Raw genomic sequence first — 26,135 nt, 5'->3', positions numbered from 1 at the left:
GCGCGCGACATGAGCAAGCAGATCTGCCTCAACGCCTTTGCCATGAACGCCGTGGGCCACCTTTCCCCCGGCCTCTGGCGCCACCCGCGCGATCAGGCACGGCGCTACACCGATATCCACTACTGGATCGAGCTGGCGCAAACCCTGGAGCGCGGCAAGATCGACGGCCTGTTCCTCGCCGATGTGCTGGGCGTCTACGACGTCTACCAGGGTGGACCGGAGCAGGCGCTGCGCACCGCCGCCCAGGTGCCGGTGAACGACCCGCTGCTGCTGGTGCCGGCAATGGCCGCCGCTACCCGGCACCTGGGTTTCGGCGTGACCGCGTCGGTGTCCTTCGAACACCCGTACCCGTTCGCCCGGCGCATGAGCACGCTGGATCACCTCACCGGCGGTCGTGCCGGCTGGAATATCGTCACCTCCTACCTGGAGAGCGGCGCACGCAACATCGGTCTCAAGCAGCAGCTCAATCATGAGCAGCGTTATGCCCTGGCAGGGGAATACCTGGAGGTCTGCTACAAGCTCTGGGAAGCCAGCTGGGACGAGGACGCAGTGGTCGCCGACGTCGAGCACGGTGTCTATGCCGACCCGACGAAGGTGCATCCGATTGCCCATGAGGGGGCGCACTTCCAGGTGCCCGGCTTCCACCTCAGCGAGCCGTCGCCGCAGCGCACTCCGGTGCTCTACCAGGCCGGCGCTTCCAGTCGGGGCAAGGCCTTCGCCGCCGGTAATGCCGAGTGCGTGTTCGTCGCCGCGCCCACCCGCCACATCCTGCGCAACCAGGTGGCAGACCTGCGCCGCCAGGCCGAAGACGCCGGGCGCAAGGGCAGCGACATCAAGGTGTTCAACCAGCTCACGGTGATCGTCGCGCGGACCGATGCCGAGGCCCAGGCGAAGTGGCGCGAGTACCGCGAGTTCGCCAGCCATGACGGTGCCCTGACGCTGATGTCCGGCTGGACCGGCATCGACTTTGGCCCGTACGCGCCGGACCAGGTGCTGCGCCAGGTCCAGAGCAACGCCATCCAGTCGGCGGTGGATGCCTTCACGGCCGCTGACCCGAGCCGCACCTGGACCACCGCCGAGATCGCCGACTACTGCGCCCTGGGCGGTGACGGCCCGTTGCTGGTGGGTTCGCCGCAGTCCGTGGCCGATGAGCTGCAGGGCTGGGTGGAAGAGACCGACGTGGACGGCTTCAACCTGTCCAGCATCGTCGCGCCGGAAACCTTTGTGGATATCGTCGACCTGCTGGTGCCGGAGCTTCAGGCCCGTGGCCTGTTCAAGCGCGAGTACGAAGACGGCAGCCTGCGCCACAAGCTGTTCGGCCAGGGTGACCGTCTTGTCGAGCCGCATCCGGCCGCGCGATTGCGCAGGAAGGTGGGGCAATGAACGAACTGCTCGCCAACCTCGATTGGGTTGAGATCGGCCAGGCCTGCATCGACACCCTGACCATGCTCGCCCTGGCGCTTGGTTTTACCGTGCTGCTCGGCCTGCCGCTGGGCGTACTGCTCTACCTCACCGGCAAGAAGCAGATGCATGAGAAGCCTGGTTTCTATCGCTTCGCTTCGGCGGTGGTGAACATGCTGCGCTCGCTGCCTTTCATCATCCTGCTGATCGTGATGATCCCGCTGACCACGCTGCTCACCGGCACCTCCCTCGGCGTCGCCGGGGCCATTCCGCCGCTGGTGGCCGGCTGCACGCCGTTCTTCGCGCGGCTGGTGGAAACCGCCCTGCGCGAAGTGGACCGCGGACTGGTGGAGGCTACCCAGGCCATGGGTGCCAGCACCTGGCAGATCATCTGGCACACCTTGCTACCGGAAGCCCGCACCGGGTTGATCGCCGCCGTGACCGTCACCGCCATCGTGCTGGTGGACTACACCGCCATGGCCGGTGTGATCGGTGGCGGTGGGTTGGGCGACCTGGCCATCCGCTTCGGCTACCAGCGATTCCAGACCGACGTAATGGTGGTCACCGTGGCCCTGTTGGTCCTGCTGGTGCAGGCGCTGCAGACGAGCGGCGACCGTCTCGTGATCCGCTACAGCCGCCGTTGAAATCCCGCCGCAGGGCAGCCGGCTTTCGCTGCCCACCCAAGGCCCCACGTTGACCCCACGACGGCCAATCCAAATCTGCCCAGGAGCACTTGCAATGAAAAAGGCTATCGCCATTCTCGCCGCCGTCGTCGCCTTCTCTGCCCAAGCCGGCGAGAAGCTGGTGGTCGGCGCCACCCCGGTCCCCCACGCGGAAATCCTCGAGTTCATCAAACCCACCCTGGCCAAGGAAGGCGTGGACCTGGACATCAAGGTCTTCACCGACTTCATCCAGCCCAACGTGCAATTGGCCGAGAAGAATCTCGACGCCAACTATTACCAGTACCGACCCTTCCTCGATGAGTTCAACAAGAGCCGTCACACCAACCTGGTACCGGTGGTGGGCATTCACATCGAACCCTTCGGCGCGTACTCCACCAGGATCAAGAAACTCGACGAGCTGAAGGACGGCGCGTCAGTGGCCATTCCCAACGACCCCGTGAACACCGGACGCGCACTGGTGCTGCTGCACGAGGCCGGGTTGATCAAGCTCAAGGACCCGAGCAACACCCTGGCCACCCAGCGCGACATCGCCGAAAACCCCAAGAAGCTGAAGATCCGTGAACTGGAAGGCGCACTGCTGGCCCGTTCCGTCAGCCAGGTGGACCTGGCCTTCGTCTTCGCCAACTACGCCCTGGAAGCCGGCATCGACACCAACAGCGCGCTGATCGTCGAGAAGGGCAAGGACCTCTACGCCGAATTCCTCGTCGCCCGTCCGGACAACCTCCAGGACCCCGGCCTGCAGAAGCTGGCCAAGGCCCTGAACTCGCCGGAAGTCCGCCAGTTCATCGTCACCCGCTACAAGGGCCAGATCGCCCCGGCGTTCTGACTCGCGCATTGCCTCCCCTGGCGCAGATACGACCCCCTCTCCCTTTGGGAGAGGGCTGGGGTGAGGGAAACCCGACTCGCTCCATTGCTGAAGGCCATACCGCATGACAAACGAAACCGCCCACAACGCATTTCGTGATGAAGCCCCGTCACTACTCCCGGCGGCGCTGATCGAAAACGATGCACAGGCCCTGCAAGCCGCTCACGAGGTGGCGAGGCAGGCCAGGGAAAATGCCGCACAACGCGACCGCGACCGCCTGCTGCCCTGGCGCGAGCTGGAACTCTTCACCCGCCTGGGACTGGGGGGCATTCGCATTCCACGCCAATACGGCGGGCCCGAGGTGTCCCACGTCACCCTGGCCGAAGTGTTCCGCATCATCTGCGCCGCCGACCCGGCCCTGGGGCAGATTCCGCAGAACCAGTTCGGCCTGCTCAACGTAGTCGAGAACGTCGGCAGCGAAGCGCAAAAGCGCAAGGTCTTCGGCGGCATCCTCGCGGGGCGCCGGCTGGCCAATGCCGGCCCCGAGCGCAATACGAAACACACCCTGGAGATCAAGGCTCGCGTCACCCGTACCGGCGAGGGCCTGAAGGTCAGCGGCGAGAAGTTCTATTCCACTGGCGCGCTGTTCGCCCATTGGGTGGCAGTCAAGGCCATCGACGACAACGGCGTCGGCGTGCTCGGCCTCGTGGAGCGCGGTGTGCCGGGATTGCGCATAGTCGATGACTGGTCCGGATTCGGCCAGCGCACCACTGCCAGCGGCACCGTGTTGCTGGACCAGGCGCCCGTCGCTGACGACCTGGTTTTCCACAACAGCCGACTGGCCGAAGTGCCGAGCATCCAGGGTGCAGTTTCGCAACTGATCCAGGCCGCCATCGACGCCGGCATCGCCGAGGCGGCCATCGACGACACCATCGCCTTCATCCGCGAACGCTCGCGGCCCTGGGTGGATGCCGGCGTCGAACGCGCCAGCGAGGAGCTCTACACCATCGCCGAGGTCGGCCGCCTGAAGACCGAGCTGAATGCTGCCAACGCCCTGCTGGAACGCGCCGGCCAGGTACTCGACGAAGTGGCCGCCGGGCCGATCGATGACGAGGCCGCCGCCCGCGCCTCCATCGCCGTGGCCGAGGCCAAGGTGCTGACGACGGAGATCAGCCTGCTCGCCAGCGAAAAGCTCTTCGAACTGGCCGGCAGCCGCGCCAGCCTCGCCGAGTTCAACCTCGACCGCCATTGGCGCAACGCCCGCGTCCACACACTGCACGACCCGGTGCGCTGGAAGGTCCAGGCCGTCGGAGCCTGGCATCTCAACGGTGCCCGGCCGGCCCGTCATTCCTGGATTTGAGGAGTTCTCCATGACATTGCCGCAACCCGCCCCGGCCTTCAGCGTCGCCATCATTCGCGACGATGCCGAGGCCATCGACGTGGCCCGCCGCATCGCCGCCGAATTCAAGCCCGGCGCCGCCGAGCGTGACCGTGACCGTCGCCTGCCCCATGAGGAACTCGACGCCTTCAGCCGCTCCGGCCTCTGGGGCATCAGCGTACCGCGCGAATTCGGTGGCGCTGGTGTATCGCGGGTGACCCTGGCCCGGGTCATCGCCATCATCAGCGCCGCCGACGCCTCCCTCGGGCAGATCCCGCAGAACCATTTCTACGCCCTGGAAGTCCTCCGCGTGAATGGCAGCAAGGCGCAGCAACGGCGCCTGTTCGCCGCAGCCCTGGCAGGCCAGCGCTTCGGTAACGCTCTGGCGGAAATCGGCACGCGCACCGCCAATGACCGCAATACCCGGCTGATCCGCGAAGGCGCGGGATACCGCATCAATGGCCGCAAGTTCTATTGCACCGGCGCCCTCTATGCCGACCGGGTGCCCACCCTGGTGGTGGCCGAGGACGGGCACCAGTACCTCGCCTTCGTGCCGCGCAACGCGCCCGGCCTGACGGTCATCGATGACTGGTCCGGCTTCGGCCAGCGCACTACCGGCAGTGGTTCGGTGGTGTTCGAGAACGTGCCGGTGCGCACCGAGGACCTGGTGTCCTTCCAGGATGCCTTCGAGCGTCCTACCACCGTCGGCCCCTTCGCGCAGATCCTGCACGCCGCCATCGACGCCGGCATCGCCCGCGCTGCCTATGAGGATGCACTGGAGTTCGTGCGTACCCGCTCGCGACCTTGGATCGACTCGGGGGTGGACAAGGCCAGCGACGATCCGCTGACCATCCAGGAATTCGGCCGCCTGGCGATCCGCCTGCATGCTGCCGAAGCGATCCTCGACCGCGCCGGCCGCCTGCTGGATGCCGCCACCACCCAACCTGACGCCGACAGCGTGGCGGCTGCGTCCATTGGCGTGGCCGAGGCCCGTGCCCTGACTACCGAGGTGTCGCTGGCTGCCGGCAGCAAGTTGTTCGAGCTGTCCGGCACGCGCGCCAGCCTGGCCGAACACAACCTCGACCGCCACTGGCGCAACGCCCGCGTGCACACGCTGCACGACCCGGTGCGCTGGAAGTACCACGCGGTGGGCAACTTCTATCTCAACGAGAAACTGCCACCGCGCCGGGGGACGATCTGATGGCGCGCAAGCAGATTCTCCTCAATGCCTTCAACATGAATTGCGTAGGGCATATCAATCACGGGCTCTGGACACACCCGCGCGACCGTTCGGCCGACTATCGCAAGCTGTCCTACTGGACCGAACTGGCGCAGTTGCTGGAGCGAGGATTGTTCGACGGCCTGTTCCTGGCGGACATCGTCGGCGTCTACGACGTCTACCAGGGCAACGTCGACCTGACCCTCAAGGAAAGCATCCAGCTTCCGGTCAACGATCCGCTGCTGCTGGTCTCGGCCATGGCGGGCGTGACCCGCCACCTCGGCTTCGGCCTGACCGCGAACCTCAGCTACGACGCGCCGTACCTGTTCGCCCGGCGCATGTCGACGCTGGACCACCTCACGGATGGCCGGGTGGGCTGGAACATCGTCACCGGCTACCTGGAGAGCGCCGCCCGAGCCATGGGACTGACGCAGCAGGTGGAGCACGACCGCCGCTATGACCAGGCCGACGAGTACCTGGAGGTCCTCTACAAGCTCTGGCAAGGCAGCTGGGAAGAGGGCGCCGTGCTGAATGACCGGCAGCGGCGCATCTACGCCCAGGCGGACAAGGTGCACAAGGTTCGTCACGAAGGTGAGTTTTTCAACGTCGAGGGCTATCACCTCTGCGAACCCTCGCCGCAACGCACGCCGGTGCTGTTCCAGGCGGGTGCCTCGACTCGCGGGCTGCGTTTTGCCGGTGAGCATGCCGAGTGCGTGTTCATCAGCGGCAACAGCAAGGCCGCCACCCGTGCCCAGGTGGACAAGGTACGCGCCGCGGCCCAGGCCGCCGGCCGTGATCCGCAGTCGGTGAAGGTGTTCATGGGCATCAGCGTGATAGTCGCCGCGACGGAAGCCGAGGCACGCGCCAAGCATGCCGAGTACCTGACCCATGCCAGTGCCGAGGCGGGTGTGGCGCACTTCGCCAGCTCCACGGGCATCGACTTCTCCCGCTTCGGGCTGGATGAGCCGATCCCCTACGTGAAGACCAACGCCATCGAGTCGGCCGCCAGCAAGCTCAAGGACAACAGCCTGACGCGCCGCCAGTTGCTGGAGCAGCACGCCTTGGGTGGGCGCTACATCCTGCTGGTGGGCTCGCCCACACAAGTGGCCGATGAACTGCTCAGTTGGGTGGACGAGACCGGCCTCGACGGTTTCAACCTCACCCGCATCGTCACCCCGGAAAGCTATGCCGACTTCATCGATCTTGTTGTGCCGGAGCTTCAGGCGCGCGGCGCCTACAAGACGGAGTATGCCGAAGGCACGTTGCGCCAGAAGTTGTTTGGTGCGGGTGACCGGCTGCCGGCTGACCACCGCGGCACCGCCTTTTCTGTGGGAGCGAACTCATTCGCGAATCGGTCCCTAGGGCTGACCCCGGATTCCCAGGGAAAGGCTGCGCCTTCCTTCGCGAATGAATTCGCTCCTACACACTGAATTCCACTGTCCAAGGACTACAGACATGCCCAAACACCTCCTCAAGACCCTCACCCTCGGCCTGCTGCTGGCCTCCGGTATCGCCCATGCCGCCGACTCCAAGACACTCAAGGTCGGCACCACCGCCGCCTTCGCCCCGCCGCTGGAAGTGGCGGTGGAAGAGGCCGCGAAGAAAGGCCTGAAAGTGGAGCTGGTGGAGTTCACCGACTGGAACTCGCCGAACATCACCCTCGCCGCGGGCGACATCGACGTGAACTACTTCCAACACACGCCGTTCCTGGAAAACGCCAGGAAGGAGGGCGGCTTCCAGCTCAAGACCTTCGCGCCCGGCGTGATCAACAACGTCGGCCTCTACTCGAAGAAGTACGCGGGCCTAGCTGACCTGCCGGAAGGAGCCAAGGTGGCCATCGCCAACGACCCCATCAACGGCGGTCGTGGCCTGCAACTGCTGCAGAAGGCCGGGCTGCTGAAACTCAAGGAAGGCGTGGGCTACAAGGCGACGCTGGACGACATTGTCGAGAACCCGAAGAAGATCGACATCATCGAACTGGAAGCCGTGCAGTTGGTGCGAGCCCTGGATGACGTCGACCTGGCCCAGGGCTACCCGCACTACATCCGACTTGCCGGCACCATCGATCCCAACAGTGCGCTGCTGTTCGACGGCATCGAAAACAAGGAATACATCATCCAGTTCGTCACCCGGGCCGACTACCAGGACGACGGCCGCCTGGGCGAGTTCGTGGACATCTACCAGCACTCGCCCCAGGTGCGCGCTGCACTGGATAAGGCACACGGCAAGCTCTACCAACCGGGCTGGGAATGAGGCACGGGAACGTCCCCGGAGGCGCCATGCGGCGTTGCGAGAACCGCGAAATCCAATCACATGGATGAACCATGCTCATGAATTTCGCGAACCTCGCGCCTTGCCTGGCACCACCGGGATCGCTCCTGGAGTCCGAGGATGAATCCTTGTAGGGGCGAACTCATTCGCGAATGGAGCGCGAAGCGCTACCGGGCAAGCCCTGATCGCGAATGAATTCGCTCCTACGGAAAGACAGCAGCATCACGAGAGGCCCTATATGGTCAGTTTCAATCTCAACATCAGCCTGGACCTGCCGCATATCCGCCTGCAGGGGTTGGGCAAGGCCTATCAGGGCAGCAAGGGGCCGGTGCAGGCGTTGCAGGGCATCGACCTGGAGATCCGTCGGGGTGAAGTGTTCGGCATCATCGGCCGCAGCGGCGCGGGCAAGTCGTCGTTGATCCGCACCCTCAACCGCCTGGAAAAGCCCACCAGCGGCCAGGTGGTGATCGACCAGGAAGACATCGGCCAGTTCGACGAGAAGCAGCTCGTGCTGCTGCGCCGTCGGGTCGGCATGATCTTCCAGCACTTCAACCTGATGTCGGCCAAGACTGTCTGGCAGAACGTCGCGCTGCCGCTGAAAGTTGCCGGCGTGCCCAAGGCCGATATCGAGCGCAAGGTCAGCGAACTGCTGGAGCTGGTAGGGCTCGCGGACAAGCGCGATGCCTATCCGGCGCAACTCTCCGGGGGGCAGAAGCAGCGCGTTGGCATCGCCCGTGCCCTGGTGCATCAGCCGGAGATCCTGCTTTGCGACGAAGCCACTTCGGCGCTGGACCCGGAAAGCACCCAGGCCATCCTGGCCCTGCTGCGAGATATCAACCAGCGGCTGGGGCTGACCATCGTACTGATCACCCACGAGATGGCGGTGATCCGCGAGATCTGTGACCGCGTGGTGGTGCTGGAGCGCGGCCAGGTGGTGGAGCAGGGCGAGGTCTGGCGGGTGTTCGGTGACCCGCAGCACGATGTCACTCGCACCCTGCTGGGCACCCTGCGTCACGATTTGCCGGACGACTTGCTGGCGCGGCTGGTCAACCAGCCTGGTGATGGCGCGAACGCGCTGCTGCTGGACCTGCACTACACCGGCGCCAGTGGCCGTGAGCCGGACCTGCTGGCCATCGCCCAGGCCCTCGGCACGCGTGTGAGCCTGGTGCACGGCGGTATCGACCGCATCCAGGGGCGCGCCCAGGGCCATCTGCTGCTCAGTGCGGCGCTGGCGGGGCAGGGTGGGCTGGATCTGCTGGAGCGGGCGCGGCCCCTGGCGGACAAGGCGGAGGTGCTCGGCTATGTCGCCCATGCTTGACCGGCTGCTACAGGGCTTCCTCGACACCCTGCTGATGATCGGTGCTTCGTCGCTGGTCGTGTTCCTGGTGGGAATACCGCTAGCCCTGGTGCTGGTCACCACAGGTCCCGGCGGTATCTTCGAAGCCCGCACGCTGAACCGTGCGCTGGGCAGTGTGGTGAACGTGCTGCGTTCGATCCCGTTCCTGATCCTGATGGTGGCGCTGATTCCCTTCACCCGCCTGATCGTCGGCACCAGCTATGGCGTCTGGGCTGCCGTGGTGCCGCTGACCATCGCCGCTACGCCGTTCTTCGCACGCATTGCCGAAGTCAGCTTGCGGGAAGTGGATTTCGGCTTGGTTGAGGCGGCCCAGGCGATGGGTTGCCAACGGCGCCACATCATCTGGAATGTGCTGCTGCCGGAAGCGCGGCCGGGCATCGTAGGTGGCTTCACCATCACCCTGGTGACCATGATCAACTCATCCGCCATGGCGGGTGCCATCGGCGCGGGCGGTCTCGGCGACCTGGCCTACCGCTACGGCTACCAGCGTTTCGATACGCAGATCATGTTGACCGTGATCATTCTGCTGGTGGTGCTGGTGACGATGATCCAGTTCGGCGGGGACCGCCTGGCGCGGTTGCTGAACAAGCGTACTTAGCGCGCCGCAGCCGACTGTTCGCGAATGAACTCGCTCCCAAAGGGAAGTGCCCGGATTGGCCTGGGCGCGGGCGGCTCCCTCTCCCTCTGGGAGAGGGTAGGGGTGAGGGATGGTGGATACCCACAAATGAAAAGCCCGGCATTTGCCGGGCTTTTTGTACGCAGGTAGGTGCGATCAGCTGATGCGCTGGGCCTGAGGCACGCGGTCGGCGCCACCTTCGGCAACGCGCAGGGCGTTGGTGCGGTCGGAGCCGCCTTCAGCTACGCGGAAGCCATGGGTGCGATCCGAACCACCTTCAGCGATGCGGTTGGCGCCGGTGCGGTCGGAACCCCCCTCGGCCACCGGTTCGATGATCTGGATGCTGGAGCTGTCCTTCGATTCACCCAGTACCGGCTGGTAAGCGGCCGGCAGGGCGAAAGCGCTGGTGCTCAGGGCGGCGATGAACAGGACGGCGAAGGCTTGGGTTTTCATGATCGTGGGCTCCTCAACGGGGCTGGAAACCGGGTACGGAGCCAATTTTACGGATGGGGCATTGATTAAAAAGTGATCACTCTCGATAGGGGCCATCGACACTGTTGATAGTGTGTGAGGGGCTTTTTAATCAGAGGGGTAAACAAGCTAGCGGGAATTTTGCGAATGAATTCGCTCCGGGGGGGGCGAATTACCCCTCTCCCTTTCAGGAAGAGGGGCTTGTGGGGGTCAATCCATCACGTCCTGCAGCACTTCATAGATGATCCCTGTGGCCACTGCGACCAGGATCAGGTCGGTGCCGGCGCGGACCCAGTCGTAGCCCTCGTAGTGCGGTAGACGGCTCACCAGTCGGCCGTCGAGTTTCTTGGCGATCCCCGGAGGTAGCGGCTTGCCGCGCGCCAGGTTCTTCTGGATGCCCGGAGGCAAGGCTTGGGTTGGGCCCCAGTAGTCGCGGTTGTCGTCGAGGATGATGCGGATGCCGCCGATATCCACCTGCGGGCCGCCGGACCAGTTGTTGCCTTGGGAACTGGACTGGCCCTTGTCGTGCCCCTTGCCTTTACCCGGGTCCGCGAGCAGGGCCGGTGAGCTGGTGATTAGGGCGATACTGGCAAGGGTGGCGATCAGGGTGCGGGTTCTGGTCATTTCCGTGGCCTCCATGAAGGGCTTTTCCCTTTGCTGATTGACTGCGAATGCAGGGATGAGTGCCGCAACTATTGCAGAAATTCCGCTGCTGCGAGCAGGCCGAAACATGAACCGGTTCAAAGCCCGGAAACCTGGCTGTGAAGGGGACCTCCACTCGTCGTCCGGAGTTGAACCGGCGCATGGTCCCGGAGTCTCACCACATATCGTGAAGAAGCCTGTGGAGGCTCCAAATTGATCAATAAGAAGACCCTGTTGGCCGCGGCCACCTGTGCGATGGTCCTTGCGGCGAGTACCGTGCTGCCAAGCGGCGTATCCCTGGTCGACTCCGCCTATGCCCGCGGCAATGGTGGCGGGAACGGCGGCGGCAATGGTGGTGGTAACGGTGGCGGTCATGGCGGTGGCCATGGCGGCGGCTTCGGTGGCGGCGTTGGTGGCGGTCATGCCGGTAGCCACGACGGCAAGGGCCACGGCTACGGCAAGAGCGCCGATCATGCAGGCAAGGCGACCCGCAATGGCGAGGACAAGGGCAACCGCTACGGCAGCCTGCGCAACGATGACAATGGCCATGGCTATGCAACGTCCGCTGTTGCCCGCGACAAGGACAGCCGCGGCCTGGCCAACGCCCGCGCCGTGTCCGAGACCACGCCGGGCGACCACAACGCCCGCGGCCGTGATCGGGCTGAAGCGTCTTCGAGCAAGAACGACGGCAAGAGCCATCGCTAAACATGAAAGGGGCAACCAATCGGTTGCCCCTTTTTCATCTCAACGTGCCGCCAGCAATACCCCACGGCATTCGCCGAAGCCGATACTGGGGTAGCCCTCCCGCTGGCAACGGGCACGCAGAATCACTTCATCCCCGTCTTCCAGGAAGGTGCGCTGTTCGCCGTTGGGCAGGCTGATGGCCTGTTTGCCGCCGAAGGTGCTCTCCAGCAGGCTGCCGAAGGCCTCGGGTTGCGGACCGGAGAGCGTGCCGGAGCCGAACAGATCGCCGGCTTGCAGCTTGCAGCCGCCTACGCTGTGGTGGGCGACCATCTGCGCCACGGTCCAGTACATGTTCTGGGTGTTGCTCAGCGCCAGTCGGTGAGGCGCCAGGCCCTGCTCGCGCATGGCTGCGGTGAGGATCAGCACTTCCAGCTCGATATCGAACGCGCCCTTGGCCTGGTCCGCTTCGTCCAGCAGGTAGGGCAACGGTTGCGGATCACCTTCCGGCCGCCCCGGCTGGGCTGTGCGGAAGGGCTCCAGGGCTTCAGCTGTGACTACCCACGGCGACACTGTGGTGCCGAAGTTCTTCGCCAGGAAGGGGCCGAGCGGCTGGTATTCCCAGGCCTGCACGTCACGGGCAGACCAGTCGTTGAGCAGGCAGTAGCCGGCGATGTGCTGCTGGGCATCGGCGATGGCGATGGACTCGCCCATCTCGTTGCCCTGGCCGATCCAGATGCCCAGTTCCAGTTCGTAGTCCAGGCGCTTGCTGGGGCCAAAGCTCGGTACTTCCTGGCCCGGCGGCATGGTCTGGCCGACAGGGCGGCGCACCGGGGTACCGGAGACGCACACCGTGGATGCACGGCCGTGGTAGCCGATGGGCACGTACTTGTAGTTGGGCAGCAGCGGGTTGTCCGGGCGGAACAGGCGGCCGACGTTGTTGGCGTGGTGGATGCCCACGTAGAAGTCGGTGTAGTCGCCAACCCTGGCCGGCAGGTGCAGCTGGCACGTGGCGGCGGACGGCAGCAACGCCTGGCCCATGGCTTCCAGGCGCTCGCGGGCACTGCTGCCTTCGGCCAGCAGGTCTTGCAGCTGGGTGCGCAGGGCGCGGCGGGCGGAGGCCCCGAGGGCGAAGAAGGCATTGAGGCTGTCACCGCTGGCGGAGAGCGCGGCTTCAGCCGCTTCACCACTGAACAGGCCGGCATCAGCGGCGACCTTGAGGTCGAAGATGGCGTCGCCGATGGCCACGCCAGCGCGCGGCGAGGCGCCAGCCGGGCTGAAGATACCGAGCGGCAGGTTCTGCAGCGGGAAGTCCGGGTGGCCGTTGGCGGAGGCGATCCAGCTACGGCGGTTGTCTGCTTGGGTCATATCAAATCCTGCCCTTGTCGAAAGTCTTGGCCATGCCGGCCCAGCATGCATCGTAGTCGCTCTGCAATTGCGGGCATTCCAGCGCGTACTGGCTGGGGCGCAGCACGCGGCTGGTCTCGAACATGAAGGCCATGGTGTTGTCGATCTTGTGCGGTTTCAGATCCGCGGCGATGGCACCGGTGGTAGTGGCGTTGTCCGGGCCGTGGGCGCTCATGCAGTTGTGCAGGGAGGCACCGCCTGGGGAGAAGCCTTCGGCTTTCGCGTCGTAGGCGCCCTGGATCAGGCCCATGAATTCGTTCATCAGGTTGCGGTGGAACCACGGCGGACGGAAGGTCTTCTCGGCCACCATCCAGCGCGGCGGGAAGATCACGAAGTCGATGTTGGCCTGGCCGTGGGTGTCACTGGGCGAGGTGAGCACGGTGAAAATCGATGGGTCCGGATGGTCGTAACTCACGGTACCGATGGTGTTGAAGCGGCGCAGGTCGTACTTGTAGGGCACGTTGTTGCCGTGCCAGGCGACCACATCCAGGGGCGAGTGGTCGAGCTCGGTGGCCCAGAGTTCGCCGAGGAACTTCTGCACCAGGGTGACCGGCGTGTCGCTGTCTTCGTAGTGGGCCACCGGGGCGAGGAAGTCGCGCGGGTTGGCCAGGCCGTTGCTGCCGATAGGGCCGAGATCCGGCAAGCGCAGCGCAGCGCCGTGGTTCTCGCTGATATAGCCACGGGCGGTGGCATCCAGCAGTTCGACACGGAACTTCATGCCACGCGGGATTACCGCGATTTCCAGCGGCTCCACGTCCAGCAGGCCCAGCTCGGTGGCGATGCGCAGTCGGCCTTGTTCCGGAACGATCAGCAGCTCGCCATCGGCATTGAAGAACACCCGTTGCATCGAGATGTTGGCGCAGTACAGGTGCACGCTGATGCCCGATGCCTGTTCGGCATCGGCGGTGGCTGCAATGGTCAGCAGGCCGTCGATGAAGTCGGTGGGAACGGCGGGGATGTCCTGCGGATTCCAGCGCAGGCGATTGGGCGTCACCGGACCCAGGCGGTTGCCAGCGATCTGGCGCTCCAGGCGCTGGTACTTCGGATGATTGGCCGAGGGCTTGATGCGGTACATCCAGGTCCGCCGGGCTTCGCTGCGCGGAACGGTAAAGGCGGTTCCGGAAAGCAGTTCGGCATAAAGGCCGTAGGGCACTTTCTGCGGGGAGTTCTGGCCAACGGGCAGGGCGCCAGGCAGCGCTTCGCTGCTGAATTCGTTATCGAAACCGGATTGGTAAGTGAGCTGCGTGGGGGAGACCATGGCGACCTCGACGTTTTTTGTAATGTGATTACGCATAACGTAATTTGAAAGGCAAAAGGGGTCAAGCTATAACAGCGCCCTCCACTCCGACCAAGGCCAGGACATGACGAACGACAACGACAGCGCAGGCGCACCGCGCCGGCAGAAGGTGCAGGCTGCGGAAGTGGGCACCGACATCCTCAAGGGGCTGGCGGAGCTGGCGCCGGCCACCTCGCTGTCGAAACTGGCCGAACACGTCGGGATGCCGGCGAGCAAGGTCCATCGTTACCTGCAAGCGCTGATCGCCAGCGGTTTCGCCGAGCAGGACGCCACCACCAACCACTATGGCCTTGGCCGCGAAGCGCTGCTGGTTGGGCTGGCCGCCATCGGACGGCTGGATGTGGTGAAAGTCTCGATGCCACATCTGGTGGAGTTGCGCGATGCGCTCAACGAAACCTGCTTCCTCGCCGTGTGGGGCAACAAGGGGCCGACCGTGGTCCACGTCGAACAGGCTTTGCGCGCGGTGACCCTGGTCACCCAGGTGGGCTCGGTGCTGCCATTGCTGGGCTCGTCCACCGGCATGGTGTTCAACACCTATCTGCCGGAAGGTGAAACAGCCTTCCTGCGTGACGAGGAAATGTCCCAGCCGGGCGCGCCCGGCAGCGCTGAATTGCAGGAGCAGATGGCACAGATCCGCGCCACCGGGATGCATCCGGTGCACGGTCTGCTGATGCCAGGGGTCAACGCGCTGTCGGCGCCGCTGTTCGCCACTGGCAACAAGCTGGCGGGCGTGATCACCGTGGTCGGCGCCGCCAGCGTGTTCCGTGCCGACACCCAGGGCTCGGCCGCCGAACGACTGCACCAGGCGGCAGAGGCCATCAGCCGGCGCATGGGTGGCCAGCAACCAGAGTAGGGAGGTTCATTGGAGCGGCTGTAGGAGCGAGCTTGCTCGCAAGAACCAGGCGTCCCCCTCGCTCCTACGCGTTCTGTGACGCTTGGCTCAGCAGACCTTGGCGATGGCTGCGGCCAGGTCGGCGATGCGGCTGAAGTCCAGCCCGGCGACGTTGGCCCGTCCGGTGCTCACCATGTACACGCTGAACTCCGCACGCAGACGTGCCACCTGCTCAGGCGAAAGACCGGTGTAGGAGAACATGCCGCGTTGCTCGCCGATGTGCGCGAAGCGTTCTGCGAGGCCATAAGGCTGCAGGGCTTCCACCAGCCCGCGACGCAGGTCGGCAACGCGCGAGCGCATGGCTTCCAGTTCCGTCACCCACTGTGCCTTTAGGGCAGCGTCACCAAGGATGGTGGCGACCACCGCGGCGCCATGGGCGGGCGGGGTGGACCAGAGGTTGCGGGCGAGGAAGGCCAGCTGGCTGCGTACGTCGGTCAGCTTTTCTGCATCGGTGGCGCAGACGATCAGCGCACCGGTGCGTTCGCGGTAGAGACCGAAGTTCTTCGAGCAGGAACTGGTGACCAGCAGTTCCGGCAGCGCCTCGGCGAACAGGCGCACGGCCCAGGCGTCCTGCTCCAGGCCATCACCGAAGCCCTGGTAGGCGAAGTCGATCAGCGGCAGCAATTCACGCGCCTTGACCACTTCCAGCACCTTGCGCCAATCGTCCTGGGCAAGGTCGAAACCGGTGGGGTTGTGGCAGCAGGCGTGCAGCAACACCACATCGCCCTTGGGCACTTGCTCCAGGGCCGCGAGCATGGCGCTCACATCGAGGCGATTGGCCGCATCCACGTAGGGATAGTGACGGACCGCGATACCGGCACCGGCAAAGATGGTTTCGTGGATCGGCCAGGTTGGATCGCTCAGCCATACGCCGCGACCAGGCAGGTTGCTGGCGATGAACTCCGCCGCCAGGCGCAGGGCGCCAGTGCCGCCCGGCGTCTGGGTGGCGCCGGCGCGGCCAGCGGATTCCAGCGGGTTGCCGGTGCCCAGCACCAGGTCCAGCAGCAGGCGACCGAAGGCCGCGTCACCGTGGCCACCGACGTAGGTCTTGGTGGTTTCGATATCCACCAGGCGCTGCTCAGCGAGCTTCACCGCATGGGGAATGGGCGTCAGGCCACGGGCGTCCTTGTAAACGCCCACGCCAAGGTCGAGCTTGGCCGGGTTGGGGTCCAGGCGGTAGGCATCCATCAGACCGAGGATGGGATCGCCGGGCACCCGGCCGACCTTGGCGAAGTGGCTCATTTACGGCCCTCTGCGCTCGCCGCCACCTGATCGGTACGGGCGGACATGATGAAGTCGTTGCGGTGCAGGCCCTTGGCCTCGTGGCTCCACCAGGTCACGGTGACCTTGCCCCACTCGGTCAGCAGCCCCGGGTGGTGACCTTCTTCCTCGGCAATGGCGCCGACGGCATTGGTGAAGGCCAGGGCATAGCGGAAGTTCTTGAAGCGGAATTCCTTCTCCAGCTGCATGACGCCGTCACGCACTTCGATGTTCCAGTCGGGGATCTGCTTGATCAGCTCGGCCAGTTCTTCGTCGGACACCAGCGGGGCATCGGCGCGGCAGGCTTCGCAATGGGCTTGGGACAGGGCGGTCATAGTCGTTCTCCAGCATTCGTTTGTAGGTTGGCGCAGAGCGCAGCGAAGCCCAGCGAGTGGACTTCCAGACGATGAATGTTGGGCCTTGTGGCCCAACCTACGAATAGATCAGGCGGCTTTCGGCTTCGGCGGGAACTTCGGTGCGTGCAGGCCCATGCCCATTGCCTTGTGCACCAGCGCCATGATGTCTTCGTGTGCCAGGTCGAACAGGCGCTTGAGATCCGGCAGCACGAAGTACAACGGTTGCAGGATGTCGATGCGGTAAGGGGTACGCATGCATTCCAGCGGGTCGAAAGCCTGGTGCTCGGGCTCACCCGACAGAGCGTAGACCGTCTCCTTCGGTGAGGAGAGGATGCCGCCGCCATAGATGCGTCGGCCCTGCGGGGTGTCCATCAGGCCGAACTCGATGGTCATCCAGTACAGGCGGGCGAGGTAGACGCGTTCTTCCTTGGTGGCCTTGAGGCCGAGCTTGCCGTAGGTGTGGGTGAATTCGGCGAACCAGGGGTTGGTCAGCAGCGGGCAGTGGCCAAAGATCTCGTGGAAGATGTCCGGCTCTTGCAGGTAGTCCAGTTCTTCCGGCGTGCGGATGAAGGTGGCCACCGGGAATTGCTGGCTGGCCAGCAGCTCGAAGAAGGTCTGGAAGGGGATCAGCGCCGGGACGCGGGCAACCCTCCAACCGGTGGTCGCCTGGAGCACCTTGTTGATCTCGCCCAGTTGCGGGATGCGGTCATGGGGCAGGCCGAGCTGCTCGATGCCGTCGAAATATTCCTGACATGCGCGGCCTTCGATCACTTTCAACTGGCGGGTGATCAGGGTGTTCCATACCTGATGCTCGGTTTCCGGATAGTGGATGAAACCGTTGGCATCGGGTTCGCGGGCCACGTACTGCGTCGTCTTCATTCGGCCTCCTGGGGATGGGGCTTCGTTGTTGTGTTGCCATATCGATAGCGCAGATGGGCCCGCAACGCAGCAGGCGCGCGGCCTGCATAGCCCCAGGTAGTGCGGTCAAAGCGTAAGGAAATTTTTACGGTTGCGGCGGGAACGCCAGGAATCGCCTTGTCGGAGCGACGATATGTCACATATTCTTGACGGAAAAATAGGGTCGAGAACGGATTCTTTCGTCGACTAACCAAGGAAATGCCCGACCCAGGGGTGCCTGATGCGTATCAAAGTCCATTGCCAGAACCGCGTGGGAATCCTGCGTGACATCCTCAACCTGCTCGTCGATTACGGCATCAACGTCAATCGCGGCGAAGTCGGTGGCGACCAGGGAAACGCGATCTACCTGCTCTGCCCGAACATGATCAACCTGCAGCTGCAATCGCTGCGACCTAAGCTGGAAGCCATTCCCGGCGTATTCGGCGTCAAGCGCGTGGGCCTGATGCCCAGCGAGCGACGTCACCTGGAGCTGAACGCGCTGCTGGGCGCGCTGGATTTCCCGGTGCTGTCCATCGACATGGGCGGCTCCATCGTCGCGGCCAATCGCGCGGCCGCCCAGTTGCTCGGCGTGCGCGTGGACGAGGTGCCGGGAATCCCGCTGGCGCGTTATGTCGAGGATTTCGACCTGCCGGAACTGGTACGCGCCAACAAGGCGCGGATCAACGGGCTGCGCATCAAGGTCAAGGGCGACACCTACCTTGCCGATATTGCGCCGCTACAGTCCGAGCATGACGAAAGCGAAGCCTTGGCCGGCGCGGTGCTGACCCTGCATCGCGCTGACCGCGTGGGTGAGCGCATCTACAACGTCCGCAAGCACGAGCTGCGTGGCTTCGACAGTATTTTCCAGAGTTCGAGAGTGATGGCTGCGGTGGTGCGTGAGGCCCGGCGCATGGCTCCGCTGGATGCGCCGCTGCTGATCGAGGGCGAGACCGGCACCGGCAAGGAACTGCTGGCGCGCGCCTGCCACCTGGCCAGCCCCCGCGGGCAGTCGCCGTTCATGGCCCTGAACTGCGCCGGTCTGCCCGAATCCATGGCTGAGACCGAGTTGTTCGGTTACGGCCCCGGTGCCTTCGAGGGTGCGCGGCCGGAGGGCAAGCTGGGCCTGCTGGAACTCACCGCCGGCGGCACGCTGTTCCTCGATGGAGTCGGCGAGATGAGCCCGCGCCTTCAGGCCAAGCTCCTGCGTTTCCTGCAGGACGGCTGCTTCCGCCGGGTGGGCAGCGATGAGGAGGTTTATCTGGATGTGCGGGTGATCTGCGCCACCCAGGTGGACCTGTCCGAGCTCTGCGCCAAGGGCGAATTCCGCCAGGACCTCTACCACCGCCTCAACGTGCTGTCGCTGCACATACCTCCGCTGCGCGAGTGCCTGGATGGCCTGCCGCCGCTGGTGGAGCACTTCCTCGATTCGGCCAGCCGGCAGATCGGCTGCAGTCTGCCGAAACTGGCGCCGCAGGTGCTGGACAAACTCGGCCACTACCACTGGCCGGGCAACGTGAGGCAGTTGGAGAACGTGCTGTTCCAGGCGGTCTCCCTGTGCGACGGCGGCACCGTTCGTCCCGAACATATTCGCCTGCCGGACTATGGCGCGCCGCAGCCGTTGGGTGATTTCTCCCTGGACGGCGGGCTGGACGTGATCATTGGCCGCTTCGAGAAGGCGGTGCTTGAACGGCTCTACGCAGAGCATCCGAGCAGCCGCCTGCTGGGCAAACGGCTCGGGGTGTCCCATACCACCATTGCCAACAAACTGAAGTTGCACGGATTGGGCAAGGAAGAGAGTTAGACCATCGTTGAATGGTCCGGGGAGATATCGGAGCGTAAAAAGGGTCCTGTCTGAATCTTGCGTGATGCGGACACAAGCGTTTCTGACATTCCTCTCCCGGAATGATTGGGCGGGCGACCAGATGGTCGCCCATTTTTTTGCCCGGAATTTCTGGGAGGTGCGACGGTTGGGTGTTGTCGCAGGTTGGGTAGAGGAACGAAACCCAACGACGGTGCTGCGGATCAGGCCTGGCCCCGTAAGGTGGATCTGTGACGCGTGATTTACCTGACGGGGCCAGTCTTCCGGACATTCCAGTCTTCACGCCAGTTTCAGCAACGCCATCCCCACCAGCAGCAACCCCAATCCCAGCCAGCCACGGCCGGCCAGGCGCTGGCCGAACAGCGTCCAGCCCACCGCAACGGTGGCGAGAATGCCGAAGCCGCCCCAGATGGCATAGGCCAGTGACAAGTCGATGCCGCGTACGGCCTGCGCCAGGGCCGTGAAGGCCAGCAGGATGCAGAGAATCGCTGCGGCCCCCAGCAACCGACGACGAAAACCGTCGGAATACTTCAGCAGTACGTTGGCCAGCACCTCCAGGGCGATGGCGGCGCCGAGCCAGGCGAAATGAATCCAGGTCACGCCGTTCATGCCAGCACCTCCTGGCTGCGAGCCACGGGTGCGGCGCGGGTGCCGCATTTGATCAGCAGGATGCCGACAATCATCACGGTCAGGCCGAGCGCCTTGTACAGGCCGATGCTCTCGCCCAGCCAGGTAACGCTGATGAGAGTGATCAGCACGATGCCGATGCCTTCCCAGAGGGCGTAGGCCACGCCGACCGGCACGCGCTTGATTGCCAGCGAGAGGAAGAAGTACGACAGGCCGATCAGGCCGTACATCAACAGGTGGCCGAGCACTGGGGCGTGTTCGGCGGAAAATTTCATTGAAGTGGTGCCGACGACTTCAAAAAGGATCGCGGCCAACAGATAGAACCAGGAACGCATGGTGCCCTCCCTTGGGCATGCAGAGCCCTTCGCCCGGAGGCGAATGACGCGTTTGCAGGAAATCCTGGCCATGGCATTGCGGGGCGTACCCGACGCTTCCACGGCATGAGGAGAGGGGAGGGGCTACAGGTCGCCGGTCCAGTGGCGCTCGCGGGAAGCGAGGCGGGCGAAGTGGAAGGGGTGAAGTGATGTGTTCAACATAATGAACGCAATATTAGCCGTTCAGGTCGATAGAAGGCAAATTCAAAGGTGTGGCGGCGTGCCGCGGGGAAGGGTAGGGAGAAGTTGTGTTCATTATTTTGTTCGGTTGGCGTTGGGCACCAATCTTGTAGGGGCGAATAAGTTCGCCCCTACAAGGTGTGCCAGTCGGCCGGATCATCCCACCTCCCGACTCAGCCAGTCGAAAAAGGCCTTCACCGGCGGGTGGCGTTCGCGGCCTGGCACGCAAAGGGTGGAGTAACCCGCGCCGGTCACGCTGACTTCTGGTCGGAATGGCACCAGCAGGCCACTGGCGAGGCTCTCCGAAACCAGGATGGAGCTGGCCAGCACCAGACCCTGGCCTGCGATAGCTGCCTGCAAGGCGTAGTGTTCCTCGTCGTACTCCCGCTGCGGTGCGCTTGCCAGCAGGTGTTCCTCGCCAGCGGCCTGGCACCAGGCCTTCCAGCCCAGTTCGTAGAGTAGGGCGTTGCGCCAGCGCACAGTGATCAGTGTTGGCAGGCCGCTGCCGAGCCCGTTCACCAGCGCAGGTGATCCATAAACGCCGAAGCATTCGTCCAGCAGGCACTGGCTGTGCAGGTTGGGGTGTTCACCCACGCCGTAGCGGATCACGAAATCGACGCTGGCGTCCTGGTGCAGGTCGATCAGGCTGTTGCTGGTGTCCAGGCGCACGCTTATTTCCGGGTATTCGGCGTAGAAGCGGCCGAGCCGCGGGATCAGCCAGAGCGCGGCGAAGGCCGGTGTGGTGGATAGGGTCAGGTTGCCGCTGCTGCGTTGTGGACGTAGCTGGTCGAGGGTCTGGGTGACCTCCAGCAGGGCGCCGTGAAGGCTGCCGAACAGGCGTTGTCCACATTCGGTAAGGCGCACGCTGCGCGGCAGGCGCTGGAACAGCGGTACCCCCAGCCAGCTTTCCAGGCCGCGAATCTGGTGGGACACCGCAGTGGGCGTCACTGCCAGCTCCTCGGCAGCGGCCTTGAAGCTGGAAAGCCGTGCGGCGGATTCGAAGGTACGCAGGGCGGTCAGGGGCAGGTTGGAAAACATGAAAACTCCACGGATGAATCCAATTCATTCAAATGAATTAATCCTCATTTGTCCGAAGTGGTTGGTGTAACTAGCTTAGAGCCTGAGTTTCCGCCAATTAACGTGCTTCTGGAAGCACAGTCATCAAGGAGATTGAGATGAGTACGATTCTTTCTGTGCAGGGTAGCCCTCGTGGTGAGCGTTCCCATTCCCGTCGTCTGCAGGAGTCTTTCCTCAAGGCTTGGCAGGCGCGCCAGGGGAGCGGCCAGGTGTTACGCCGTGAAGTGGGACGAGTGGCCATTCCCGCCGTCACCGAGGGCTGGATCGCCGCTGCTTTCCATCCGGAGCCGGAGGCACGCACCGAAGTTATGAAGGCTGACCTGGCAGTGAGCGACCTGCTGGTGGATGAGCTGTTCTCCGCTGACCGCCTGGTGATCTCCGCACCCATGTACAACTTCGGCGTGCCAAGCGGGGTCAAGGCCTGGATCGACCAGATCGTGCGGATTCGGCGCACCTTCGACTTCGACCCGAACAAGCAGGGCAATCCCTATACCCCGCTGGTGCTGGGGCGCAAGGCGCTGATCATCACTACCCGTGGCGACCACGGCTACAGTCCGGGCGGCGCCAATGCCCACATGAACCATGCCGACGCCTACCTGCGCACAGTGTTGGGTTACATCGGCATCACTGACGTGACAGTGGTGGCGGTGGAAAACGACGAGTTCGGCGGCGAGGCGTTCGAGCAGTCCTACCAGCGGGCGGAGCGGGCCCTGGCGGACCTCGCGGAAACCTTCTGAGGACGCAGTCATGGCCTGGATATACCTGCTGGTGGCGGCGTTCTTCGAGGTTCTCTTCGCCATGGGCATGAAGTACGCCGAAGGTTTCACCCGGCCCTGGCCCAGCGTGCTGGTGGTGGTGGCCGCGGTGGCCGGGATCTGGTTCCTGACCCTGTCCATGCGCGTGCTGCCGGTGAGCATCGCCTATCCAATCTGGACCGCGATCGGCACCCTGGGAACGGTGCTGCTGGGTTTCCTCCTGCTGGGAGAAGCACTCACACCGACGAAGCTGGTGTCGGTGGTGCTGATCGTCGCGGGAGTGTCGGGGCTTCGGTAGGTTGGTGCCAAGCGAAGCGCGGCCCAACATCGGCGTTCGACCGGAGCCACGATGCGTTGGGCTTCGCTGCGCTCTGCGCCAACCTACGGCGGGACTGCGTCCCGCGTGGCGAATGAATTCAGCACGAAGGGTGGATGTCGCTTTTCACATCCACCAGCTTGGCCAGGTCTGACACCGATGGTGGATCGATAAGTACGAAAGGCCGTGGGAGCGAATCCATTCGCAAGGGGCTTACCGCCTGCTCACCTGCACTGCCGGCGCCAGGTCCTGGCACTGGGTGTTCAGGCCGGGGGCGAGGTAGGGCTGGAGGATGGGCGCCATGCCCTTGAGCACCTGCACGGGCAGAGCCGAGGTGAAGCTGAACTTGTCAGCCTGGCTGCCTTCGACGAAGGCGGTGAGGGTGCCGAAGTGGCGCGGGCCCAGATAGAAGACGAAGGTGGCGGTGCGGTTCATCGCCTTTGAGCTCTTCACCGTGCCCCAGCGGGTGACGGTCTGGATGCGGTTGTCGCCGGTACCGGTCTTGCCGCCCAGGACCAGCGGTTTGCCGTCGGGCAGGGTGAAGCTGCCTTGCAGGCGTCGAGCGGTGCCGCCCTCCACTACCTTCGAGAGTGCGTCGCGCAGGGTGGCCGCTACCTCCGAGGTCATGACTCGCTTGCCCTCGCTGGTCTGCTGGCCCACCAGGGTTTCGTAGGGGGTGTTGGCGGCGAAGTGCAGCTGCTCGATGCGCAGGGTGGACTGGCGCACGCCGTCGTTGAGGATGATGCCCATCAGCTCGGCGAGGGCTGCCGGACGGTCGCCAGAGCTGCCCAGGGCGGTGGCCAGGGACGGTACCAGGTGGTCGAACGGATAGCCCAGGGATTTCCAGTGCTCGTGGATATCGAGGAAGGCTTCCACCTCCATCATGATGCGGATGCGCTTGTCGCGAGCGTACTTGCGCTTGGATTTGAACAGCCAGCCATAGACCTCGCGGCGTTCGTCGCCGCTGGCCTCCACGGCCTCGCGGTAGGTCGCTTGCGGATGCGCCTGCAGGTAGCCGAGCAGCCAGAGCTCCAGCGGGTGCACCCGGGCCACATAGCCCTGGTCGTTGAGATCGAAGGCGCCCGGCCCGTAGCGGGTGTAGAGATCTTCCACGCGCTTGTCGGTCAGCGGCGGGTTGGCCTTGGGCACCCGCTCGCGCATGAACGCGGCGAAGGTGGCCAGGTCAGCCTGCGGTTGCAGGTAGCGGTGGATGGCGGCCATCCGCGCGCCCCAGGGGTTGAGGCCGTCGAGGAAGGTCGACATGCGCTGCTCCGCGTCCTTGCCCTGGTACTTGTTCCAGAAGCGGCGCAGATAGGTCTGGCTCTCACGGGACACGAACAGGTCCAGATAGCCCTGGCGGCGCGGGTCCTTGTCGTCGGACAGGAGCTGCATCTTGCCACCGTCGGGACGGTACATGTCATGCCGCACCACATCGCGCAGCAGGCGCACGAACGGCAGGTTGATGGACTCGCGCAGGGCATCGCGCAGGCTGGGGCGACGGCCGTTGTCTTCCTTGCGGAAGTTATTGAAGGCGTGTAGCCCACCACCGGTGAAGAAGGCTTCGTAGGGGCTGGCGGAGTAGGTGCGGTCCAGGGCTGCCTGGAGCATGGCGCTGAGGTTGCGATCCTTGGTCTGGATCAGGTAGTCGATGGCCCACTTGGTGATGAAGTCCAGTGGGTCGACCGGAACCTTGCGCAGTTCCGCCACCGGCAGGCCGGCGTAGCGTTCGTGCAGGGTCGCTACGTTTTCCAGGTAGGTGGCGAGCACCCGCAGCTTGGCGGTGGAGCCCAGCTCCAGCTTGCTGCCTTCATTGATGTCGAAGGGCTGGTCGGTGTTGTCGGTCTGCACGCGCACGCGGTTGCCGGACGGGGTGCGCTCGAAGAGGGTGAAGCTGTAGCGCACTTCACGGGTTTTCTCCGGGGATAGCAGGCGTTCGCCATACAGCCCCACCTGCTCGGCAAAGGCCGGATCGGCCAGCTGGCGCAGGTAGTCGGTCACAGCGTTCTGCAGCTCGCTCTGCAGGGTGCTGCTGGCGGTGAGATCGAGGCGGTCGAGATCGTACAGCGGCATCTTCAGCATGCTCGAGAGGCGACTCCGGGCCACGCTGATGCCCTTGTTCGCTTCCACTGCCTGAAGCGCCGGTTCTTCCACCCAGTTGCGGAAGCGAAGCTTGGCACCCAGGGCGGCGTCGCGCAGTGGCGTGTCGATGATCCCCGCGCCAGCCAGCACGCGGATATGGCTGTCGGTGAGGGCGTTCAGCTCTTCATGGGCGCTGGACAGGTAATAGGAAGGGCGGCGCTGGGCGATGAACAGCGAGAGCACCTGGCGCATTGCCAGGCCGCGTTCGTCCAGATCGCTGTCCTTGCTCCCCAGTATCCGGTTGACCCGATTGAAATCGGCGCCGTACCAGACCCGCAATCCGTCGGCGATGCCGTGCACTTCACCATGTCCCGGCGCGGCCGAGAGCGGCACGCTGTTGAGGTAGTCCAGGACGATGCGTTCGCGCGCGGCCAGGGTTTCCGGGCCGCCCTGGTAGGCGCGCACGCTGGCCGAAACCATCTGGCGAATCTTCTCCGAGGCCGAGGCGGTACGACCGAACGGCGAATGGCGGTATTTCTCCAACTGGGTCGCCAGGGTGCTGCCACCGGCCGACTGGCCGTCCAGGTCGATGGCCTTGCCCACCTGGGTCAGGGCGGCCTTGGAGAAGCGCGGCCAGTCCACCGCCGGGTTGGCCAGTGGCGTTTCCTGGTCCAGCAGTTTGCGGTTTTCGATGAACAGCAGGCTGTTGACCAGCAGTGGTGGAATGCTCGCGAACTCCGGGTAGCGCTGCTGCGGGTAGCTGAACTGATAGAAGGGCAGGCCACGACAGTCGCAGATGCTGATGCCGGCCTGGCTCTTTTCCCGGTAGGGCGGGAACAGCCCGCGGTCGGCGTAGTTGATCAGCGCGGGGGAGAAGCGTGTCTGCTGTTCGATTGCATAGCCGCGTTTTTCCAGGCGTTCGAGCATTTCCGGCAGGGAGGCGTAGCCCAGCCGGCGGTCGAACGGGCCGTCGCCGGGGTAGCGGATGGCCTTGCTCGGGCCATCTTCGAGCTTGTAGCTGAGGGTCGCCGCGTAACGGCTAAGCTCTCGTGCCTGGAAGCGCGACGTCTGCATTTCATGAGTGGCGGCGGCAACGACGATGCCGCAGGTCACCAGGAAAATGCTCCAGAACAGGAGGCGGTGCCTGCGGCGTGGTGGCTTTTCCGGCGGAACGCCGGATTCATTGAGACTACCTGGGGGTACCTCGTTCCTGGTTTCGTCGGATTGCCATATTGCGCCCATAGTCCACCGGCCTGGCCTGTTACCGCTCTTGCT

Annotated in this window: 25 protein-coding genes; 14 read left to right on the top strand and 11 right to left on the bottom strand. The window is 64.5% G+C overall.

Annotation, left to right across the window (positions count from 1 at the left end; translation table 11 throughout):
* The first annotated feature begins 9 nt into the window (after nt 1-9).
* The 9 genes from E8E75_RS21955 to E8E75_RS21915 all read left to right on the top strand — a co-directional run bounded on the left by E8E75_RS21955 (nt 10) and on the right by E8E75_RS21915 (nt 9,712).
* Nucleotides 10-1,383, top strand: a complete 1,374-nt coding sequence (locus E8E75_RS21955) for an LLM class flavin-dependent oxidoreductase (RefSeq protein WP_153917731.1) — start codon at nt 10-12, stop codon at nt 1,381-1,383.
* Nucleotides 1,380-2,045, top strand: coding sequence for a methionine ABC transporter permease (locus E8E75_RS21950; RefSeq protein WP_153917733.1), 666 nt, complete (start codon nt 1,380-1,382; stop codon nt 2,043-2,045). The genes E8E75_RS21955 and E8E75_RS21950 overlap by 4 nt, the downstream gene beginning before the upstream one ends.
* 94 nt (nt 2,046-2,139) lie before the next feature.
* Complete coding sequence (locus E8E75_RS21945; protein ID WP_120652312.1) at nt 2,140-2,910, top strand: MetQ/NlpA family ABC transporter substrate-binding protein; 771 nt, start codon at nt 2,140-2,142, stop codon at nt 2,908-2,910.
* A 103-nt stretch (nt 2,911-3,013) separates the two neighbouring features.
* Nucleotides 3,014-4,249 carry an SfnB family sulfur acquisition oxidoreductase gene (locus E8E75_RS21940; RefSeq protein WP_120652311.1) on the top strand — a complete coding sequence of 412 codons (1,236 nt, stop codon included), beginning with the start codon at nt 3,014-3,016 and terminating at the stop codon, nt 4,247-4,249.
* Between the two features lie 10 nt (nt 4,250-4,259).
* The gene (locus tag E8E75_RS21935; RefSeq protein ID WP_153917735.1) at nt 4,260-5,468 is read left to right on the top strand and encodes an SfnB family sulfur acquisition oxidoreductase; all 1,209 of its coding nucleotides are present in this window, start codon (nt 4,260-4,262) and stop codon (nt 5,466-5,468) included.
* On the top strand, nt 5,468-6,916 hold the full coding sequence (locus E8E75_RS21930; RefSeq protein WP_153917737.1) for an LLM class flavin-dependent oxidoreductase: 1,449 nt from the start codon (nt 5,468-5,470) through the stop codon (nt 6,914-6,916). The genes E8E75_RS21935 and E8E75_RS21930 overlap by 1 nt, the downstream gene beginning before the upstream one ends.
* Before the next feature lie 25 nt (nt 6,917-6,941).
* Nucleotides 6,942-7,739, top strand: coding sequence for a MetQ/NlpA family ABC transporter substrate-binding protein (locus E8E75_RS21925; RefSeq protein ID WP_153917740.1), 798 nt, complete (start codon nt 6,942-6,944; stop codon nt 7,737-7,739).
* A 256-nt stretch (nt 7,740-7,995) separates the two neighbouring features.
* Complete coding sequence (locus E8E75_RS21920) at nt 7,996-9,075, top strand: ATP-binding cassette domain-containing protein (RefSeq protein ID WP_120652303.1); 1,080 nt, start codon at nt 7,996-7,998, stop codon at nt 9,073-9,075.
* Complete coding sequence (locus tag E8E75_RS21915; protein WP_153917742.1) at nt 9,059-9,712, top strand: methionine ABC transporter permease; 654 nt, start codon at nt 9,059-9,061, stop codon at nt 9,710-9,712. Before E8E75_RS21920 ends, E8E75_RS21915 begins: the two co-directional genes overlap by 17 nt.
* Nucleotides 9,713-9,886: 174 nt before the next feature.
* Here the strand turns inward: E8E75_RS21915 and E8E75_RS21910 are convergent, their stop codons facing one another.
* Together E8E75_RS21910 and E8E75_RS21905 are read right to left on the bottom strand one after the other, a co-directional pair.
* Nucleotides 9,887-10,183: a hypothetical protein gene (locus E8E75_RS21910; RefSeq protein ID WP_120652298.1), complete on the bottom strand. Its 297-nt coding sequence runs from the start codon at nt 10,181-10,183 to the stop codon at nt 9,887-9,889.
* Nucleotides 10,184-10,411: 228 nt separating this feature from the next.
* A complete protein-coding gene (locus E8E75_RS21905) occupies nt 10,412-10,825 on the bottom strand; it encodes an anti-virulence regulator CigR family protein (RefSeq protein WP_120652297.1) in 414 nt (137 codons plus the stop codon).
* A gap of 231 nt (nt 10,826-11,056) precedes the next feature.
* Between E8E75_RS21905 and E8E75_RS21900 the strand changes: the two genes are divergently transcribed.
* Nucleotides 11,057-11,548 carry a hypothetical protein gene (locus E8E75_RS21900; RefSeq protein WP_256660996.1) on the top strand — a complete coding sequence of 164 codons (492 nt, stop codon included), beginning with the start codon at nt 11,057-11,059 and terminating at the stop codon, nt 11,546-11,548.
* 39 nt (nt 11,549-11,587) lie between these two features.
* Here E8E75_RS21900 and fahA read toward each other — a convergent pair whose 3' ends face one another.
* On the bottom strand, nt 11,588-12,892 hold the full coding sequence (gene fahA, locus E8E75_RS21895) for a fumarylacetoacetase (protein ID WP_120652295.1): 1,305 nt from the start codon (nt 12,890-12,892) through the stop codon (nt 11,588-11,590).
* 1 nt (nt 12,893) lies between these two features.
* Nucleotides 12,894-14,189, bottom strand: coding sequence for a homogentisate 1,2-dioxygenase (gene hmgA, locus E8E75_RS21890; protein ID WP_153917746.1), 1,296 nt, complete (start codon nt 14,187-14,189; stop codon nt 12,894-12,896).
* 103 nt (nt 14,190-14,292) lie between these two features.
* On the opposite strand from hmgA, the gene E8E75_RS21885 reads away from it, so the two are divergent.
* Nucleotides 14,293-15,081: an IclR family transcriptional regulator gene (locus E8E75_RS21885; protein WP_120652291.1), complete on the top strand. Its 789-nt coding sequence runs from the start codon at nt 14,293-14,295 to the stop codon at nt 15,079-15,081.
* Between the two features lie 87 nt (nt 15,082-15,168).
* On the opposite strand, the gene E8E75_RS21880 is transcribed toward E8E75_RS21885, so the two are convergent.
* From E8E75_RS21880 to phhA, 3 genes are all read right to left on the bottom strand, one after another.
* The gene (locus E8E75_RS21880) at nt 15,169-16,362 is read right to left on the bottom strand and encodes an amino acid aminotransferase (protein WP_153917748.1); all 1,194 of its coding nucleotides are present in this window, start codon (nt 16,360-16,362) and stop codon (nt 15,169-15,171) included.
* Nucleotides 16,359-16,715, bottom strand: a complete 357-nt coding sequence (locus E8E75_RS21875) for a 4a-hydroxytetrahydrobiopterin dehydratase (protein WP_120652287.1) — start codon at nt 16,713-16,715, stop codon at nt 16,359-16,361. Before E8E75_RS21875 ends, E8E75_RS21880 begins: the two co-directional genes overlap by 4 nt.
* 108 nt (nt 16,716-16,823) lie before the next feature.
* Entirely contained in the window at nt 16,824-17,615 is a 792-nt protein-coding gene (gene phhA / locus E8E75_RS21870; protein WP_153917750.1) for a phenylalanine 4-monooxygenase, read from the bottom strand.
* Between the two features lie 259 nt (nt 17,616-17,874).
* Here phhA and E8E75_RS21865 point away from each other — a divergent pair, with 259 nt between their 5' ends.
* Nucleotides 17,875-19,434, top strand: a complete 1,560-nt coding sequence (locus E8E75_RS21865; RefSeq protein ID WP_120652283.1) for a sigma-54-dependent transcriptional regulator — start codon at nt 17,875-17,877, stop codon at nt 19,432-19,434.
* Nucleotides 19,435-19,731: 297 nt separating this feature from the next.
* On the opposite strand, the gene mdtI is transcribed toward E8E75_RS21865, so the two are convergent.
* The 3 genes from mdtI to E8E75_RS21850 form a co-directional block, all read right to left on the bottom strand.
* Nucleotides 19,732-20,061, bottom strand: a complete 330-nt coding sequence (mdtI, locus tag E8E75_RS21860) for a multidrug/spermidine efflux SMR transporter subunit MdtI (protein WP_120652282.1) — start codon at nt 20,059-20,061, stop codon at nt 19,732-19,734.
* Nucleotides 20,058-20,414: an SMR family transporter gene (locus E8E75_RS21855; protein WP_153917752.1), complete on the bottom strand. Its 357-nt coding sequence runs from the start codon at nt 20,412-20,414 to the stop codon at nt 20,058-20,060. Before E8E75_RS21855 ends, mdtI begins: the two co-directional genes overlap by 4 nt.
* A gap of 375 nt (nt 20,415-20,789) precedes the next feature.
* Nucleotides 20,790-21,671 (bottom strand): LysR substrate-binding domain-containing protein, encoded by an 882-nt coding sequence (locus E8E75_RS21850; RefSeq protein ID WP_120652278.1) that lies wholly within the window; start codon nt 21,669-21,671, stop codon nt 20,790-20,792.
* A 137-nt stretch (nt 21,672-21,808) separates the two neighbouring features.
* On the opposite strand from E8E75_RS21850, the gene E8E75_RS21845 reads away from it, so the two are divergent.
* Nucleotides 21,809-22,447, top strand: coding sequence for an NAD(P)H-dependent oxidoreductase (locus E8E75_RS21845; protein WP_120652276.1), 639 nt, complete (start codon nt 21,809-21,811; stop codon nt 22,445-22,447).
* Between the two features lie 10 nt (nt 22,448-22,457).
* Nucleotides 22,458-22,763 carry a multidrug efflux SMR transporter gene (locus tag E8E75_RS21840; protein WP_120652274.1) on the top strand — a complete coding sequence of 102 codons (306 nt, stop codon included), beginning with the start codon at nt 22,458-22,460 and terminating at the stop codon, nt 22,761-22,763.
* A gap of 231 nt (nt 22,764-22,994) precedes the next feature.
* Here E8E75_RS21840 and E8E75_RS21835 read toward each other — a convergent pair whose 3' ends face one another.
* The gene (locus E8E75_RS21835) at nt 22,995-26,102 is read right to left on the bottom strand and encodes a transglycosylase domain-containing protein (protein ID WP_120652272.1); all 3,108 of its coding nucleotides are present in this window, start codon (nt 26,100-26,102) and stop codon (nt 22,995-22,997) included.
* Nucleotides 26,103-26,135 lie beyond the last annotated feature (33 nt).

This window comes from Pseudomonas sp. BN606 (assembly GCF_029873115.1).
GTDB lineage: Bacteria > Pseudomonadota > Gammaproteobacteria > Pseudomonadales > Pseudomonadaceae > Metapseudomonas.
This window is presented reverse-complemented; position numbering and strand designations above follow the sequence as displayed.

Excerpts from the sequence above, each read along its gene's own strand:
- E8E75_RS21950 (WP_153917733.1), top strand. The coding sequence starts at position 1,380 with ATGAACGAACTGCTCGCCAACCTCGATTGGGTTGAGATCGGCCAGGCC.
- E8E75_RS21945 (WP_120652312.1), top strand. The coding sequence starts at position 2,140 with ATGAAAAAGGCTATCGCCATTCTCGCCGCCGTCGTCGCCTTCTCTGCC.
- fahA (WP_120652295.1), bottom strand. The coding sequence starts at position 12,892 with ATGACCCAAGCAGACAACCGCCGTAGCTGGATCGCCTCCGCCAACGGC.
- E8E75_RS21840 (WP_120652274.1), top strand. The coding sequence starts at position 22,458 with ATGGCCTGGATATACCTGCTGGTGGCGGCGTTCTTCGAGGTTCTCTTC.
- E8E75_RS21880 (WP_153917748.1), bottom strand. The coding sequence starts at position 16,362 with ATGAGCCACTTCGCCAAGGTCGGCCGGGTGCCCGGCGATCCCATCCTC.
- E8E75_RS21935 (WP_153917735.1), top strand. The coding sequence starts at position 4,260 with ATGACATTGCCGCAACCCGCCCCGGCCTTCAGCGTCGCCATCATTCGC.
- E8E75_RS21850 (WP_120652278.1), bottom strand. The coding sequence starts at position 21,671 with ATGTTTTCCAACCTGCCCCTGACCGCCCTGCGTACCTTCGAATCCGCC.
- E8E75_RS21885 (WP_120652291.1), top strand. The coding sequence starts at position 14,293 with ATGACGAACGACAACGACAGCGCAGGCGCACCGCGCCGGCAGAAGGTG.
- E8E75_RS21940 (WP_120652311.1), top strand. The coding sequence starts at position 3,014 with ATGACAAACGAAACCGCCCACAACGCATTTCGTGATGAAGCCCCGTCA.
- phhA (WP_153917750.1), bottom strand. The coding sequence starts at position 17,615 with ATGAAGACGACGCAGTACGTGGCCCGCGAACCCGATGCCAACGGTTTC.
- E8E75_RS21865 (WP_120652283.1), top strand. The coding sequence starts at position 17,875 with ATGCGTATCAAAGTCCATTGCCAGAACCGCGTGGGAATCCTGCGTGAC.
- E8E75_RS21845 (WP_120652276.1), top strand. The coding sequence starts at position 21,809 with ATGAGTACGATTCTTTCTGTGCAGGGTAGCCCTCGTGGTGAGCGTTCC.
- E8E75_RS21910 (WP_120652298.1), bottom strand. The coding sequence starts at position 10,183 with ATGAAAACCCAAGCCTTCGCCGTCCTGTTCATCGCCGCCCTGAGCACC.
- E8E75_RS21835 (WP_120652272.1), bottom strand. The coding sequence starts at position 26,102 with ATGGGCGCAATATGGCAATCCGACGAAACCAGGAACGAGGTACCCCCA.
- E8E75_RS21920 (WP_120652303.1), top strand. The coding sequence starts at position 7,996 with ATGGTCAGTTTCAATCTCAACATCAGCCTGGACCTGCCGCATATCCGC.
- E8E75_RS21925 (WP_153917740.1), top strand. The coding sequence starts at position 6,942 with ATGCCCAAACACCTCCTCAAGACCCTCACCCTCGGCCTGCTGCTGGCC.
- E8E75_RS21905 (WP_120652297.1), bottom strand. The coding sequence starts at position 10,825 with ATGACCAGAACCCGCACCCTGATCGCCACCCTTGCCAGTATCGCCCTA.
- mdtI (WP_120652282.1), bottom strand. The coding sequence starts at position 20,061 with ATGAACGGCGTGACCTGGATTCATTTCGCCTGGCTCGGCGCCGCCATC.
- E8E75_RS21915 (WP_153917742.1), top strand. The coding sequence starts at position 9,059 with ATGTCGCCCATGCTTGACCGGCTGCTACAGGGCTTCCTCGACACCCTG.
- E8E75_RS21875 (WP_120652287.1), bottom strand. The coding sequence starts at position 16,715 with ATGACCGCCCTGTCCCAAGCCCATTGCGAAGCCTGCCGCGCCGATGCC.
- E8E75_RS21855 (WP_153917752.1), bottom strand. The coding sequence starts at position 20,414 with ATGCGTTCCTGGTTCTATCTGTTGGCCGCGATCCTTTTTGAAGTCGTC.
- hmgA (WP_153917746.1), bottom strand. The coding sequence starts at position 14,189 with ATGGTCTCCCCCACGCAGCTCACTTACCAATCCGGTTTCGATAACGAA.
- E8E75_RS21955 (WP_153917731.1), top strand. The coding sequence starts at position 10 with ATGAGCAAGCAGATCTGCCTCAACGCCTTTGCCATGAACGCCGTGGGC.
- E8E75_RS21930 (WP_153917737.1), top strand. The coding sequence starts at position 5,468 with ATGGCGCGCAAGCAGATTCTCCTCAATGCCTTCAACATGAATTGCGTA.